We start from the raw sequence: 15,248 nt of genomic DNA on the forward strand, positions 1-15,248 counted from the left end.
CGGCGACTTCGGCGCTAAGACGGGCTTATAGCGCCGAGATCTCGCCTTTGGATGGCGGGTCAGCGGCGCGCGGCGGCCAGCTCGGGCAGGATGTGGTCCGTCAGCAGCGGGGCGAGGTCCGCCGGGGGTTCCGCACCCCGTTCAAGTTCCAGCTCAAGCGCGGCCAGATCCAGCCAGCGGATTTCGGCGATCTCTGCCGCTCGGCGGGCTGTCCACGTGCCGGGTGCCAGGAACACCGTGGCTTCGATGTCGGTGGCGGCCTCGTTCGCGGCGTCGGCAATCCAGACACCCATCAGTTCGAGGTCGCGCGGCGCAATGATGATTCCCACTTCCTCTGCCAGCTCCCGGGACGCGGCCTGGACGGCCGTCTCACCGGGTTCCGGCTTGCTGCCGGGGTGCATAAACATGCCGGTGCCGCGCTTGCGGACGGTCAGGAGCCGCCCGGCGTCATCGAACACGCAGACGGCGGAGACAACAATGCGTGCTTTCACGCCTTCGAGCCTAGCCGCAGGAGCGCCGACGTCAGCAGCAGATCCTTGCTCGGCCCGCTGACGTCCCAGGTGTAGCCGAACGCGTCTGGGCCCTCGTAGCTGTAGGTCACCCGGTAGGTATCGGGATCGCACCAATGCTGGTCAAGGTTGGCTTCCGGGGTGAAGCTCATCCGGTGGAAGGGGCGCCCATCTTCGAAGAATACGTCCAGGGCGTCTATCCGGTCGGCGGGCTGCAGGAGGTATTCACGGGAGGCGGGGCCGGTGAAGGTGGGCCAGCGCATGGTGCCCTCTTCACGGAAGGCCAGGCCGCCGTCGTCAGTTTGAGAAAAAAGTACGACGCCGGAGAAGGTTCCGCGGGTGCCGGTGGACCGATCCAGCAGGTGCCGTTCAACGGACCACTTTCCCGCCGTGGCGGGGCCGGCCGGCGAAGGGCCGAGCAGGTAGGCACGGAGGCTGAACTCCGGAGCAGGAAGGTTCAAGTGCCCTCGATTGGAATCGAACCAACGACACCGGCTTTAGGAGAGCCGTGCTCTATCCACTGAGCTACGAGGGCGCGTGTCCGCTGTTCCGGCAGGGCCGGTCCGTCCGGACACGGATACAAGCATACAAGGTGGGAGGCCGTACTACGCTCTTGGCATGAGTTCAGCCCCGTCGTCCGCTCCCGCAGCGGTCTTTATCCCGGACACTGCGTCCACCCGCCATTACATCGGCGCCTGGTCCGTCCTGAGCGTCCTGCAGTATTTTGTGGCCGAAACAGCCGTGATCGGAGGCTGGGCCGGGCCACAGCCCTATGACCGGCGGACCGGTTTCATCAGCGACCTCGGCGCGGTCCACTGCGGGATTTTTGACGGCCGAAATGTCTGTTCGCCGCTGCACTGGCTGATGAACGTATCATTTGTGGTCCAGGGACTGGGCATGCTCCTGGGCGCACTGCTGCTGACGTCGGGACTCCTGTGTGTCGCCGCCCGGCCCGGGGCCAGGGTGCAGCCCGGACACCGGAAACCCTGGCTGGCCGCGGTCTGGGTCCGGATCCTGGCCGGCACCGCCGGCGCCGGGACCATGATCGTGGGACTGGTGCCGGAGGACGTCGGTTCCGGCTGGCACTACACCGGCGCGCTTATGTACTTCATCGCCGGCGCGCTCGCGGTGCTGGTGCTGGGCGCATTGTGGCTGCGGCAGACGCCGCTCGGATGGTTTGTGCTGGTGTGCGGGCTGGCGTCGCTCGCAGCACTTGTGACCGGCGGACTGACCGGGATGAACGTGCCCGAGCCCGGCACGCTGGAGCGGCTGATGGGGTACCCGGTCACGGTAGGGGTGGCGACAGCTGGGCTGATCATCGCCCAGCGCGTCAGCCAGCACCGCCGGGAGCTTCGCCTGCACGCATCCAGTACGCCGTAACCCCCATCCGCTGCTCCGTAAGAGTCGTTTAGGGCGCTCAAAAGGGCCGTTACGGAGCAATCGATGGGGAGTTCGCCTTGTTGCCCCCCGGTTTCTTGCCCAGGAACACCGCAGCGGCCCCGGCCAGAAGGCTCACAACGAACAGCACCCAGCCCGCAACGGTGAGCGCGGATGCCAACGCGACCTGGCCGGCGTCGGCCGTTTCCGCGGCCAGCACCGAATCGATGGTGACGTTGCCCCATAGCCGGACCACCACAAACAGCAGCGGGACGGCCCACAGGGCCCAGCGGAGGGACTTCTTCGCCACGTTGGTGCCGATCAGCAGCAGCCAGGTGAAGCCAAAGATGAGCGGGAACAGTGTGCCGGCGGTTTTGTGGACGTAGTTGAGCTGACCGCGGGCGTCGTCGTCCATCACGGTGCGCAGGTCACTGATGTACTTTGCATCGAAGCCGCCCACCAGGGAATCAGGCATGGCCCGTCCCGTGGTGAGCTGGGTGAGCTGGTCCAAAGTCAGGAGGTGGACATACCAGAACAGGAACAGGCTGACTGTCACGCCTGCGATAAGGATCAGGTTGGTGTTGTTCTGGGCCTTCTGCGGCGTACGGCTGGTGGTGGGGTTGATCACCGGCGGGAGGTTGTGCTGCGGGACAACCGCCTTGGAGCCGTGCTTCTTGATCCGCTGCGCTGGGGTTTTGGCCATGGCACCATTATGGCGCTGCATAGACTGGTGCAATGACCACTGGCAGGCACAGCGCCCTAGAACTCGACCCCGCCCTGGATGACTACCAGCTGGCATCGGCGCTGGTGCGCGAGGCCGGGCAGCTGGCGCTGCTGATGCGCATGGCCGGCCTGCAGTCGCAGCAGAAAACGTCCATCTCCGACGTGGTGACGGCGGCCGACCACGCCGCCGAAGCCTATGTGCTGGAGCAGCTCCAGCGGTGCAGGCCCGACGACGGCATCCTGGGCGAGGAGGGCGCCTCGGTGGCCGGTACCAGCGGCCGGACTTGGGTGATCGACCCCGTGGACGGCACCTACAACTTCCTGCACGGCTCCACCTACTGGTGCTCGGCCATTGCCCTGAAAGACTCCGCGGACGTGCTGCTGGGCGCGATCTTCCAGCCTGAGGAGGACAAGTTGTGGCTCGGCGGAAAGGCGCAGGCCGCGACGCTGAACGGGGAGGCACTGGCTGCTTACCAGGACGGTGGGGCACGCAACCACAACCCCCTTGCAGAACTCGGGGCTGCCACCTACATCCACCCCACCTGGCTGATGGATCCGCTCTGCGCTATGCCCTGGCACGCGGCCGCGACCTCCGCCGCCGCCCTGCGGATGTTCGGGTCCGGGTCCTGCGACCTGGGCCGCGTGGCGGACGGGCAGCTGGGCTGCTGGTTCCAGCACAGCTGCCCGGAATGGGACTGGCTGCCCGGCAAGGCGATTGTCCGCGCCGCCGGCGGCGCCACGGACACCGTGCAGGTCAACGGGCTGCAGTGGTTCATGGCGGGAGGCACGACGGCGGTGCGGGAGCTGCGTGCGGCCCTCCTGTCCGGCTCGGTGACCTGAGCCGCGGCTGGGGGCTGCTTCGGGCGGCGCGGTGCCAGGAACCGGTGTTATCCACAGGTTGGACCTGACTGTCAGCCCCACCGCCTAGACTTGTAGGCACCATGGATATGTTGTTTGACCCGTACTCTGACGGACCGTTCAAGGCCGCATCGGTAGCCTCAGCCCGCACCAAGTCGCGCCCGGAAGGCCTTTCCCAGGCTGCCGAACTGGGTGGCGGCGGGACCGGCCACCAGCGCCCGGCTGACAGCGCCCAGCGCACCGGCGGCTGGGCCAGCCAGCAGCCCCGCGGTGAGGGCAATGAAGACCAGCCGCACCACCGGCCGAATGCCGCGGAGCTGCTGCAGGGGCTGAACCCGCAGCAGGAGGAGGCCGTTATGCATGCCGGCAGCGCCCTGCTGATTGTGGCTGGCGCCGGTTCAGGCAAGACCCGCGTGCTCAGCAACAGGATCGCTTACCTGATTGCCACGCACCGCGCCCATTACGGCGAAATCCTGGCCATTACCTTTACCAACAAGGCTGCCGCCGAGATGCGGGAGCGCATCGCGGTATTGGTGGGCGGCCGGGCCAAGATCATGTGGATTTCCACGTTCCACTCCTCGTGCGTCCGTATCCTGCGCCAGGAAGCGGCGAACGTGGGCCTGAAGTCGAACTTCTCCATCTATGACTCCGCGGACTCCCTGCGACTGGTCACTCAGGTGTCCAAAAGCCTTGACCTGGACCCCAAGAAGTTCGCGCCCAAGGCCATTCAGCACAAGATCTCCGCGCTGAAGAACGAACTCATCGACGCCGACTCGTTCGCCTCCACCGCCAACTTCAACGATCCATTCGAAAGCGCCGTGGCGGACGTCTTCAAGGGCTACACCCAGCGGCTGCGCCAGGCCAACGCCATGGACTTCGACGACCTCATCGCGGAGACCGTCTACATGTTCCGGGCGTTCCCTGCGCTCGCGGACTCCTACCGCCGCCGGTTCCGGCATGTCCTGGTGGACGAATACCAGGACACCAACCACGCCCAGTACGCCCTGGTCCGGGAGATTGTGGGCGAAGGCCCGGGTGCGTCCGAGCTCACGGTGGTGGGCGACTCGGACCAGTCAATCTACGCGTTCCGCGGTGCGGATATCCGCAACATCGTAGAGTTCGAGAAGGACTACCCGGCCGCCCGCACCATCAAGCTGGAGCAGAACTACCGCTCCACGCAGAACATCCTCAGCGCGGCAAACTCCGTGATCTCGCGCAACCCCAACCGACCCGAAAAACGGCTGTGGACGGCCGAGGGCGATGGCCACAAGATCATCGGCTACGTCGGCGAAAACGAACACGATGAAGCCCGGTTCATCGCCAAAGAAATCGACCGGCTCCAGGACGAGGACAACCTCCGCCCCGGTGACGTGGCCATTTTCTACCGCACCAACGCTCAGTCACGCTCCATAGAGGACGTGCTGGTCCGCGTGGGCCTGCCGTACAAGGTGGTGGGCGGCACCCGCTTCTACGAACGCAAGGAAATCAAGGACGCCCTCGCTTACCTCCGGGTCCTGGTGAACCCGGACGACGACGTCAACCTGCGCCGGGTGCTCAACGAACCCAAGCGCGGCATCGGTGACCGCGCCGAGGGCGCCGTGGCGGCGCTTGCGTCGCGGGAGCGGATGTCGTTCATGGCTGCGGCCCGGCGGGCCGAGGAAGCCCCCGGCATGGCAACGCGCTCCGTTAACGCCGTCCTGGGGTTCGTGAAACTCCTTGATGACCTCGCCGAAGTCGCTACCGGCTCGGGTGCTGCCGCGGCACTGGAAGCAGTACTGGAACAGACCGGCTACCTCGCCGGGCTGCGTTCCAGCACTGATCCACAGGATGAGTCCCGCGTGGAGAACCTGGCGGAACTCGTCGCCGTCGTGCGTGAATACGAACAGGAGAACCCGGAAGGGTCCCTGGGTGCTTTTCTGGAGCAGGTGTCCCTGGTGGCCGACGCGGACCAGATCCCGGACGCTCCCGGGGCGGACATCGACGCCGCCGTGGCGGAGGCCAAGCGCCTGGGCGTGGTCACGCTGATGACCCTGCATACCGCCAAGGGCCTCGAATTCCCGGTGGTGTTCCTGACCGGCATGGAGCACGGGCTGTTCCCGCACCAGCGTTCGGCCACGGATCCCAAGGAGCTCGCCGAAGAGCGCCGGCTGGCCTATGTGGGCCTCACCCGCGCCCGCAAGAGGCTCTACGTCACCCGGTCCGAAGTCCGCAGCATGTGGGGCCAGAGCCAGTACAACCCGGCCAGTCAGTTCCTCGAGGAAATCCCGTCCGAGCTGGTGGAGTGGAAGCGCGAAGGCACCAGCCGGCAGTCCGGCGGGTGGGGGAGCGGTGCGTCGATCGGCTCCGGCCGCTACAACGGATCGTTCTGGGGCGCCGGCACGTCCCGCGGGGCCGCCGCAGACTCCTCAGCCGGGTTCAACGCAGACGTTCCTGCGGTCATCGCCAAGAACCGGGTCCAGCCACAGAAGGAAATCGTGGCCGTCAGTGTGGGGGACAAGGTCAACCACACCAGCTTCGGCAACGGCACCGTGCTGGCCCTCGAAGGCGCAGGCGACAAGACCGTCGCCAAGGTGAAGTTCGACGTCGGCGAGAAGCGGCTCCTGCTCCGCTACGCGCCGCTGACCAAACTGGACGCCTAAGCACCGCACGCTTAGGCACCGGACGCCTGAACGGAACTGCGGGCAGGCCGAGGCTAGTAAGGATCGTCTACTGGGACGGATTCAAGGTACTCGGGCACACGGGCCTTCCACCCCAGCTCGCGTTTGATCCGGATGCGGATGGCATCGGACGAGTCGGCTTCACCGTGGGTGATGTACGTCATGGCCGGTGCTGTGGGGGCGTCTGCCATTGGATCAGCTCGTCGGCGTCCGCGTGGGCGGACAGGCCTTCCATCTGGATGACTTCCGCGCCGATCCGGATGTCCCGGCCGTAGATGCGCAGATGTTGCTCGCCCGCCGCGAGGGACGCGCCCCTGGTTCCGGCGGCCTGGTATCCACTGAGGATGATCACGTTACGCGGGTCCGGGCCGTAGTTTTCCAGATGATGCAGGATCCGGCCGCCGGTGAGCATGCCGCTGGCGGACAGGATAATCATGGGCCCGCCCCGGAGATTGAGCAGTTTGGAATCATCGGCGCTTCGGACGGGGGTGGCCAGTTTGTACATCGCTTCAAATTCGTGTTGTTCGAGCCTGTGTTCTTCACGGTGGCGCTGATACATGCCGGAGGCATCGATGGTCATCGGGCTGTTGAGATAGACAGGGATGTTCGGAATGGCATCCTTGCTCGTTAGGCGGGACAGGTGCAGCAACACCGTCTCGGCCCGCCCCACGGCGAAGGCCACGATCATGATCACACCCTGCCTTTTGGCGACGCGCGTGATGATCTCGCCCAGTTCGGCCTCGGGGTCTCCGCCGGGGTGTGCCCGGTTCCCGTAGGTGGATTCAGTCACCAGCACGTCGACGGATTCCAGGGCTCTGGGCGGATACATGAGGGGATCGCCAGCCCGGCCGAGATCGCCGGTGAAATGCTTGCGGGACTGACGGGAAAAGTTACGCGGTTTCGATCCCGAATCTGTTTGTAGCCTTGAAAGAGCCCGCATTCGACCAGAATTTGCTTCCCGTGTGACTGGACCAGGTACCTGGATCCGTCACAGTGTCCGTTGCGCCGAGAAACCTCAGCCCCGGCGACTGCTGCTTCTCCACGGGGCGCTCCTTAGATGCGGGATTCCGGGAATGGGCTGAGGCACGCCAAGTATGTGCCTGAGTGGAAACAGCCCACGCCGCGGAAATTTATTCGGCCACGGTTGAACGGCGGGGTGGGCTGATCCCAGCGCCAGCGGCCGGGCGGGCGCTCCGGTGCAGCCGCAGCCATGAAGCATAATGGGGACCATGCGACGGACTGTTCTGGGGATCTTCGCCGCCTTCACTTTGCTGGCGGCCACTGCCTGCACCATCACCACTGAGGACCGGGGCTACGTTGCGCCGCCGCCGCTGCCGCCCCTGGAACAGCTTGAACGGGCGGCACTGGTGGACCCGGCAGGGTTCCGGGCCGGCCAGGACGTACTGTCGTTCATCACCGAGGACAGGAACATCGTGTGCTCGCTGACGTCCGCCAAAGGCGAGCACCTCAACCTCCCGTACGAGCTGAACAGCTTCACCGACAGCGCCAACGACAAACTAGCCACTGTTCCGGTGGCGCACTGCCAGTTGGCGAACTACCCTAAGCCTGCCGCCGTCGATATCAAAGACGATTGCGCCGGCACCGGTCTGGGCTACCTCGGGGGGACGGCGCTGCTCAGCCCGGAGAAAGCCACCTACGGGGAATGCCGTTCAGGTGTCACACAAATGGAGGCGACTTACGGGCCCAAGGGGAGCAAGACCGGCCCGATCAGCGAATTGCCCGTTCTGGCCGACGGCGCCAACTTGGAACGGAACGGCATCCGCTGCTCGCCGTACAACCATGGCGTGGCGTGCGGAAATGTCTCCGGCGGTGTCGCCTTCTTCGTCGCCAAGGATCATTACGAAGCTTTTTCCAAAGCTGCCCGGACCGCTGCGCCGGCCCCGTCAGAAGCCGCAAAAACCCCGTAATCTAGGGGTTTTTCTACGCTCCATAGAATAGTGTGCTTACTCACATAAGAGGTACTGTGGAACGGGCCGGTCCTCAGAGAGGACTAGAGTTCCGAGTGGAGCATCGCACGCTGTGGCTCGTTTCCGAACTGGTCGCAGGTGATTGCAATCCGCAGCCCGGTCATCGTCTGACGATGGTGCCCGACTGTACAGAAACTACTTCGACGTAGAAGGACACTAACCCGTGGACCTGTTTGAATACCAGGCGCGCGATATGTTCGAGGCGCACGGTGTACCCGTGCTTGCCGGCATCGTGGCGTACACCCCAGAAGAAGCAAAAGCAGCAGCCGAAAAAATCGGCGGCGTGACAGTTGTTAAAGCACAGGTCAAGGTTGGCGGTCGCGGCAAGGCCGGCGGCGTCAAGGTAGCCAAGACCGCTGATGAGGCACTTGAGCACTCCACCAACATCCTGGGCATGGACATCAAGGGCCACACCGTTAACAAGGTGATGATTGCCCAGGGTGCCGACATCGCCGAGGAGTACTACTTCTCCGTACTGCTGGACCGGGCCAACCGCAACTACCTGGCCATGTGCTCGGTTGAAGGCGGCATGGAAATCGAGCAGCTCGCCGTCGAACGCCCCGATGCGCTGGCCAAGGTCGCTATCGATCCCGCCGTTGGCATCGACCAGGCCAAGGCTGACGAAATCGTTGCAGCCGCAGGCTTCGCTGAGGAACTGCGCGGCAAGGTCGCCGCCGTGATCCTTAAGCTCTGGGATGTCTTCAAGAAGGAAGACGCCACCCTCGTGGAGGTCAACCCGCTGGTCAAGACCGGCGCGGGCGACATCGTGGCACTGGACGGCAAGGTGACGCTGGACGAGAACGCCGAGTTCCGCCACGCCAAGCACGCCCTCCTTGAGGACAAGGACGCTGCGGATCCGCTCGAGGCCAAGGCCAAAGCTCAGGACCTGAACTACGTCAAGCTGGACGGCGAAGTTGGCATCATCGGTAACGGTGCCGGCCTGGTCATGTCCACCCTGGACGTTGTTGCGTACGCCGGTGAAAACCACGGCAACGTCAAGCCCGCCAACTTCCTGGACATCGGCGGTGGAGCTTCCGCCGAGGTCATGGCTGCAGGCCTCGACGTCATCCTCGGCGACGAGCAGGTCAAGTCCGTGTTCGTGAACGTCTTCGGTGGCATCACCGCGTGTGACGCCGTTGCCAAGGGCATCGTCGGTGCGCTGGCCGAGCTGGGCCAGAACGCGAACAAGCCGCTGGTCGTCCGCCTCGACGGCAACAACGTTGAGGAAGGCCGCCGCATCCTGGCCGAGGCCAACCACCCGCTGGTTACCCTGGCCGCCACCATGGACGAGGGCGCCGACAAGGCCGCCGAGCTCGCCAACGCAGCTAAGTAAGGGACGCACCATGTCTATCTATCTGAACAAGGACTCCAAGGTCATCGTCCAGGGCATCACCGGCGGCGAAGGCACCAAGCACACCGCCCTGATGCTCAAGGCCGGCACCAACATCGTCGGCGGCGTCAACGCCCGCAAAGCCGGCACCACCGTCCTGCACGGTGACGCCGAAATCAACGTCTATGGCACCGTCAAGGAAGCCATGGCTGAAACCGGTGCCGACGTCTCCATCGTCTTCGTCCCGCCGGCATTCACCAAGAATGCCGTTGTTGAAGCCATCGAAGCCGGCATCGGCCTCGTAGTTGTCATCACCGAAGGCGTGCCCGTCCAGGATTCCGCCGAGTTCTGGGCACTGGCCCAGTCCACCGTTGACGCTGACGGCAACCAGGTCACCCGCATCATCGGACCGAACTGCCCCGGCATCATCACCCCCGGCGAAGCGCTGGTTGGCATTACGCCGAACAACATCACCGGCAAGGGCCCCATCGGCCTCGTCTCCAAGTCAGGCACCCTGACTTACCAGATGATGTACGAACTGCGCGACCTTGGCTTCTCCACCGCCATTGGCATCGGCGGCGACCCCGTCATCGGCACCACCCACATCGACGCCCTGGCTGCGTTCGAAGCTGACCCCGAGACCAAGGCGATCGTGATGATCGGTGAAATCGGTGGCGACGCTGAAGAGCGCGCTGCCGAATTCATCAAGGCCAACGTCACCAAGCCGGTTGTTGGCTACGTGGCCGGCTTCACCGCTCCCGAAGGCAAGACCATGGGCCACGCCGGCGCCATCGTCTCGGGTTCCGCCGGAACCGCCCAGGCCAAGAAGGAAGCCCTCGAGGCTGCTGGCGTGAAGGTCGGCAAGACGCCGTCCGAGACCGCTACGCTGCTGCGCGAAGTTTACGCAGCGCTCTAGGTTCCAAGCACCACAGCACCACAACGCGGGGTCACTCCCTGCCCCTTCCAGAGGCTGGATTGGGCAGGGAGTGACCCCGCGTTGCTGTTTAAGGCGCAGTGCTGCTCAAAGTACGACGGCGCCCGTCACCTTCCCTTGGAAGGCGGCGGGCGCCGTCGTCGTTAACTCCTTCCGTGCCGGATTCTGCCCAATCATTCGGCGGGGCACGACTCCGGGGCGCGGCATGCCGCTGATGCGCTCTGCGGCGGAGCCAAGGATGGAGCAGAATCCGGCGCTGCCCACCAAGAAAGCCCGCAACCCTCTTGTTCGGCAATGCTTTAATTTGTTAGTATGTCAGGACAAACCATGAAGGAGACGCGCGATGCCGCTGGTTCGAATCGATGTCAACGCAGGCCGGAGCCCCGAGGAACTCGGCAGCCTCAGCCGCCGGATCCATGACGCCATCCTGGCCGAGTACGGCATTCCGGAGCGGGACTACTTCCATATCCTCACAGAGCACGCCCCGGGCCAGATATTCGCCCAGGATGCGGGTCTCGGTTTTGAGCGGTCGTCGGACGTGGTGATGATTCAGATTTTCACGCAGGGCGGCCGCAGCCAGGAAGCCAAGCAGTCCCTCTTCGCGGCCATTGCCACGGGACTCGCAGAGGTCGGGGTCGCTGGCGAAGACGTCTTCCTGGGATATGTGGAAAACAGCGCCAGCGACTGGTCATTTGGTTTCGGCCGCGCGCAATATGTCACGGGCGAACTGGCGATTCCGCGCAAATAAAGGCTTTCCGGGCGCCCATTTTGGGGCCGCCGGGAACACTTTTTTAGAAGACTACGTTTCGTTGTAGTTATGTCAGTACAAACCTTTGACAGGACATGAATTGTGGTGCAGAGTAGTGGTTGTGGCCCCGCTCACGTGCGGTCCGGCCAGGCACCGGAGCTCCGTCCCGCAAGAGTTCACAACAGAAAGGTCCGCGATTACCGTGAACCACGAACTGCTCACGATCGGGCGCATCAGCGTTGATATTTACCCGAACGATATCGGGGTGGATCTGGAGGACGTGCAGTCCTTTGGGAAGTACCTCGGAGGCTCACCCTCAAACGTAGCCGTGGCAGCCGCCCGGCATGGCCGCCGGACCGGCGTGATCACCCGCACCGGCGATGACGCCTTCGGCATCTACCTACACCGCGAGCTTCGCAAGTTCGGCGTGGACGACTCATTCGTCACCCCCGTCAAGGAATGGCCCACTGCTGTGACGTTCTGTGCGATCAAGCCGGCTACGGATGAGTTCCCGCTCTACTTCTATGGCCGGTTCCCCACGGCCCCGGACCTGCAGATCAGGGCCGAAGAGCTTGACCTGGACGCCATCCGGGACGCACGCATCTTCTGGTCCACCGTGACCGGATTGTGCCAGGAGCCCAGCCGGGAAGCGCATCTGAAGGCCCATGAGGCCCGGGACCGCGACCAGCTGAAGATCGGCCAGTTCACGGTCCTTGACCTGGACTACCGGCCCATGTTCTGGGCATCCGAGGAGGAAGCCCGGGAACAGATCGCCAGGATCCTGCCGCACGTCACCGTCGCGATCGGCAATGACAAGGAATGCGCCGTCGCGGTTGGAGAAGGCACACCCGACGAACAGGCTGACCGCCTGCTGGCTGCCGGGGTCGAGATCGCCGTCGTGAAGCTCGGGCCAGAAGGTGTGATGGCCAAAACCCGCACGGAACGCGTGGTATCGGCACCGGTCAAGGTGGAGACCGTAAATGGACTGGGCGCCGGTGATTCCTTCGGCGGCGCATTCTGCCACGGCTTGCTGGCCGGCTGGCCGCTCGCCGAGGTGCTTGACTTCGCCAACGCGGCGGGTGCCATTGTGGCCTCGCGCCTGTCCTGTGCTGATGCGATGCCGACGCCGGAAGAGGTCACCTCACTGCTGGCCGAGCGCGGCCGGCTGGTGCCCGCGTTCGCCGGTGCAGCCGCAGCTACGTCCCACGGAGCAGTTTCCGAAGGAGCAGCGTCTTGAGCGCCAACGACGATCCCCGCCGCTACCAGCACCTCAGCGCCCTCCGGCTCGAAGATCCCGACGCCGTGGCCCGCGCCGCAGCGACGCGCAGGCGCCACCCGGGGCTGAAGTACGGCGTCCAGAATTTTATTGTCGCCGCCGACCACCCCGCCCGCGGAGCCCTCTCCGTTGGCAACGACCCCGTCGCCATGGCGGACCGCCTTGACCTGCTGGACCGCCTCCAGATCGCCCTGGCAAACCCGGCCGTGGACGGTGTGCTCGCGTCACCGGACATCATGGATGACCTGCTCCTGCTGGGGGCACTGGAAGGCAAACTTGTCTTCGGTTCCATGAACCGCGGTGGCCTGGCCGGGCTCGTCAATGAAATTGATGACCGCTTCACCGGCCACACCGCCGAGGCCCTGTCCGCACTGGGTGCCGACGGCGGCAAGATGCTGACCCGCATCTGCCTCGGCGACCCGGACACCGCCTCCGCCCTGGAAGCCACGGCGCGGGCCGTCGATTCGCTTGCCGCACGTAAGCTGATCGCCATGGTGGAACCGTTCCTCTCGGTCTGGCAGAACGGCAAGGTCCGCAACGACCTCAGCCCGGACGCCGTGATCAAATCCATCGCGATCGCGCAGGGATTGGGCTCCACGAGCGCCTACACGTGGATGAAGCTGCCCGTGGTGGCGGAGATGGAACGCGTCATGGCGGCCACCACGCTGCCCACAGTGCTCCTCGGCGGGGACCCGGAAGGCACCCAGGACGAGGTGTTCGCCAGTTGGCAGGCAGCCCTCGCGCTGCCCGGGGTGCAAGGCCTTACGGTCGGCCGGACACTGTTGTATCCGGCCGACGGCGACGTGGCCGGAGCCGTCGCCACCGCCGCCTCGCTCCTCAAGACCCCTGTGCTGCAGTCCTCAGCGAAAGTATCGGAGTAATCATCGTGGGAACAACAACCCGCCGAATGACGGTGGCCCAGGCTGTCGTCGAGTACCTGTCCAAGCAGTACACCGTCGACACGGTTGGTGCCGAGGAGTACCGGGAGCGCCTGATCCCGGGCATGTTCGGGATTTTCGGGCACGGCAACGTGGCCGGTGTTGGGCAGGCGCTGAAGCAGTACCAGCAGCTGGATCCGGCGATCATGCCCTACTACCAGGGGCGCAATGAGCAGGCCCAGTCCCACCAGGCCGTGGGTTACGCCCGCCACACCCGGCGCCGCCAGACGTTCGCGATCAGCACCTCGATCGGGCCGGGTTCCTCGAACCTGCTGACCGGTGCGGCGCTGGCCACCACCAACCGGCTGCCGGTCCTGCTGCTGCCATCTGACACGTTCGCCACCCGCGCCGCGGACCCGGTCCTGCAGCAGTTGGAGCAGCCCTACGCCTACGACATCACCGTCAACGATGCGTTCCGGCCGCTGTCCAAGTTCTTCGACCGCGTCTCCCGGCCCGAGCAGCTGTTCTCGGCGTTCCACCACGGCCTGCGGGTCCTGACGGATCCGGCTGAGACCGGCGCCGTGACCATCTCGCTGCCGCAGGATGTCCAGGCGGAGGCGTTCGACGTGCCCGAGGAGTTCCTGGCCGAGCGTGAGTGGCGGATCCGCCGCCCGGACGCCGACGACGAGGACATCGCCCGTGCCGCTGCGGCGATCCGTGCCGCGAAGCGTCCGCTGATCATGGCCGGCGGCGGCGTCCTCTACGCCTACGCCAACGATGAACTGGCCAAGTTCGTCGAACTGACCGGCATCCCGGTGGGCAACACGCAGGCCGGCGTCGGCGTCCTGCCCTGGGACCACCAGTTCTCGCTCGGTGCGATCGGTTCCACCGGCACGACGGCGGCGAATGCCATCGCGGCGGAGGCGGACCTGATCATCGGTATCGGCACCCGGTACGAGGACTTCACCACCGCGTCGCGGACTGCGTTCCAGAACCCGGACGTGCGCTTCATCAACATCAACGTGGCCGCGATCGACGCATACAAGCACGGCACCACGCTGCCGATCGTGGCCGACGCGCGCAAGGCCCTGGTCAAGCTCAACGCAGCCCTGGGCGGCTACCGCGTCGGCGCGGACCTCGAACAGCAGATCGCAGCCGAAAAGAAGCGCTGGGACGCCACCGTGGACGAAGCCTTCGATACCCGCTTCACGCCGTTGCCGGCCCAGAACGAGATCATCGGCGCTACGTCCCGGGCCATGGAGCCGGCAGACGTGGTCATCTGTGCTGCCGGGTCCCTGCCCGGGGACCTGCACAAGATGTGGCGGGTCCGGGACCCGTTCGGTTACCACGTGGAATACGCCTACTCCTGCATGGGCTACGAAATCCCGGGCGGCCTGGGTGTGAAGCGAGCGGCGCTGGCGGAAGCCGCGCGCGGTGGTGAACAGCGCGACGTTGTGGTCATGGTGGGGGACGGCTCCTACCTGATGATGCACACCGAACTGGTCACCGCCGTCGCCGAACGCATCAAGCTGATTGTGGTCCTGATCCAGAACCACGGCTACGCTTCCATCGGATCCCTGTCCGAATCCCTCGGCTCGCAGCGGTTCGGCACCCAGTACCGGGCCCTGAACGAGGAAGCCCACAGCTTTGACGAAGGTGACACCCTGCCGGTGGACCTGGCCCTGAACGCCGAGTCCCTCGGCGTGAAGGTGGTCCGGATCGAACCGGGGGAGAAGGTCATCGCCGAACTCGAACAGGCCATCCGGGACGCCAAGGCCGCCCCCGAACGCGGCGGACCCATCCTGATCCACGTCGAATCCGATCCGCTGCTGGATGCACCCAGCTCGGAATCCTGGTGGGACGTGCCCGTCTCGCAGGTCTCCGACCTCGAGTCCACCCAGCAGGCCTACAAGACCTACACCGACCACAAGAACCGACAGCGCAAGCTGCTCGGCTAAGCTCCCGCTTTT

The 15,248-nt window shown here is 65.1% G+C and carries 15 protein-coding genes and 1 tRNA gene; 10 read left to right on the forward strand and 6 right to left on the reverse strand.

All coding sequences use genetic code 11. The annotated features are described in order from the left end of the window. Positions 1–59 precede the first annotated feature (59 nt). The 3 genes from AC1MCD_RS03940 to AC1MCD_RS03950 form a co-directional block, all read right to left on the reverse strand. Positions 60–491: an NUDIX hydrolase gene (locus AC1MCD_RS03940; RefSeq protein WP_498676037.1), complete on the reverse strand. Its 432-nt coding sequence runs from the start codon at positions 489–491 to the stop codon at positions 60–62. Further along, positions 488–970: a DUF6314 family protein gene (locus AC1MCD_RS03945; protein WP_498676039.1), complete on the reverse strand. Its 483-nt coding sequence runs from the start codon at positions 968–970 to the stop codon at positions 488–490. The genes AC1MCD_RS03940 and AC1MCD_RS03945 overlap by 4 nt, the downstream gene beginning before the upstream one ends. A gap of 1 nt (position 971) precedes the next feature. Continuing rightward, positions 972–1,044: transfer RNA gene (locus tag AC1MCD_RS03950), tRNA-Arg, on the reverse strand. A gap of 83 nt (positions 1,045–1,127) precedes the next feature. On the opposite strand from AC1MCD_RS03950, the gene AC1MCD_RS03955 reads away from it, so the two are divergent. Further along, positions 1,128–1,889 (forward strand): DUF998 domain-containing protein, encoded by a 762-nt coding sequence (locus AC1MCD_RS03955; protein ID WP_498676041.1) that lies wholly within the window; start codon positions 1,128–1,130, stop codon positions 1,887–1,889. 49 nt (positions 1,890–1,938) lie between these two features. On the opposite strand, the gene AC1MCD_RS03960 is transcribed toward AC1MCD_RS03955, so the two are convergent. After that, the gene (locus AC1MCD_RS03960) at positions 1,939–2,589 is read right to left on the reverse strand and encodes a hypothetical protein (protein WP_498676043.1); all 651 of its coding nucleotides are present in this window, start codon (positions 2,587–2,589) and stop codon (positions 1,939–1,941) included. Positions 2,590–2,621: 32 nt separating this feature from the next. On the opposite strand from AC1MCD_RS03960, the gene AC1MCD_RS03965 reads away from it, so the two are divergent. Further along, on the forward strand, positions 2,622–3,449 hold the full coding sequence (locus AC1MCD_RS03965; protein ID WP_498676045.1) for an inositol monophosphatase family protein: 828 nt from the start codon (positions 2,622–2,624) through the stop codon (positions 3,447–3,449). A 101-nt stretch (positions 3,450–3,550) separates the two neighbouring features. Beyond that, on the forward strand, positions 3,551–6,106 hold the full coding sequence (pcrA, locus tag AC1MCD_RS03970; protein WP_498676047.1) for a DNA helicase PcrA: 2,556 nt from the start codon (positions 3,551–3,553) through the stop codon (positions 6,104–6,106). Positions 6,107–6,159: 53 nt separating this feature from the next. On the opposite strand, the gene AC1MCD_RS03975 is transcribed toward pcrA, so the two are convergent. Then, the gene (locus tag AC1MCD_RS03975) at positions 6,160–6,288 is read right to left on the reverse strand and encodes a hypothetical protein (protein WP_498676048.1); all 129 of its coding nucleotides are present in this window, start codon (positions 6,286–6,288) and stop codon (positions 6,160–6,162) included. After that, positions 6,285–6,953, reverse strand: coding sequence for an MBL fold metallo-hydrolase RNA specificity domain-containing protein (locus tag AC1MCD_RS03980; RefSeq protein WP_498676049.1), 669 nt, complete (start codon positions 6,951–6,953; stop codon positions 6,285–6,287). Before AC1MCD_RS03980 ends, AC1MCD_RS03975 begins: the two co-directional genes overlap by 4 nt. A gap of 391 nt (positions 6,954–7,344) precedes the next feature. Between AC1MCD_RS03980 and AC1MCD_RS03985 the strand changes: the two genes are divergently transcribed. From AC1MCD_RS03985 to iolD, 7 genes are all read left to right on the forward strand, one after another. Next, positions 7,345–8,052 carry a hypothetical protein gene (locus tag AC1MCD_RS03985; RefSeq protein ID WP_498676051.1) on the forward strand — a complete coding sequence of 236 codons (708 nt, stop codon included), beginning with the start codon at positions 7,345–7,347 and terminating at the stop codon, positions 8,050–8,052. 223 nt (positions 8,053–8,275) lie between these two features. Next, complete coding sequence (gene sucC, locus AC1MCD_RS03990) at positions 8,276–9,445, forward strand: ADP-forming succinate--CoA ligase subunit beta (protein ID WP_498676053.1); 1,170 nt, start codon at positions 8,276–8,278, stop codon at positions 9,443–9,445. Positions 9,446–9,455: 10 nt separating this feature from the next. Beyond that, positions 9,456–10,358, forward strand: coding sequence for a succinate--CoA ligase subunit alpha (gene sucD, locus AC1MCD_RS03995; RefSeq protein ID WP_190991545.1), 903 nt, complete (start codon positions 9,456–9,458; stop codon positions 10,356–10,358). 361 nt (positions 10,359–10,719) lie between these two features. After that, positions 10,720–11,124: a tautomerase family protein gene (locus AC1MCD_RS04000; RefSeq protein WP_498676056.1), complete on the forward strand. Its 405-nt coding sequence runs from the start codon at positions 10,720–10,722 to the stop codon at positions 11,122–11,124. Positions 11,125–11,326: 202 nt separating this feature from the next. After that, positions 11,327–12,361 carry a 5-dehydro-2-deoxygluconokinase gene (iolC, locus tag AC1MCD_RS04005; RefSeq protein WP_498676058.1) on the forward strand — a complete coding sequence of 345 codons (1,035 nt, stop codon included), beginning with the start codon at positions 11,327–11,329 and terminating at the stop codon, positions 12,359–12,361. Next, positions 12,358–13,281: a Cgl0159 family (beta/alpha)8-fold protein gene (locus tag AC1MCD_RS04010; RefSeq protein WP_498676061.1), complete on the forward strand. Its 924-nt coding sequence runs from the start codon at positions 12,358–12,360 to the stop codon at positions 13,279–13,281. Before iolC ends, AC1MCD_RS04010 begins: the two co-directional genes overlap by 4 nt. Before the next feature lie 26 nt (positions 13,282–13,307). Continuing rightward, positions 13,308–15,236 carry a 3D-(3,5/4)-trihydroxycyclohexane-1,2-dione acylhydrolase (decyclizing) gene (iolD, locus tag AC1MCD_RS04015; RefSeq protein ID WP_498678164.1) on the forward strand — a complete coding sequence of 643 codons (1,929 nt, stop codon included), beginning with the start codon at positions 13,308–13,310 and terminating at the stop codon, positions 15,234–15,236. The last annotated feature ends 12 nt before the right edge of the window (positions 15,237–15,248 follow it).

This window comes from Arthrobacter sp. BF1 (assembly GCF_056680215.1).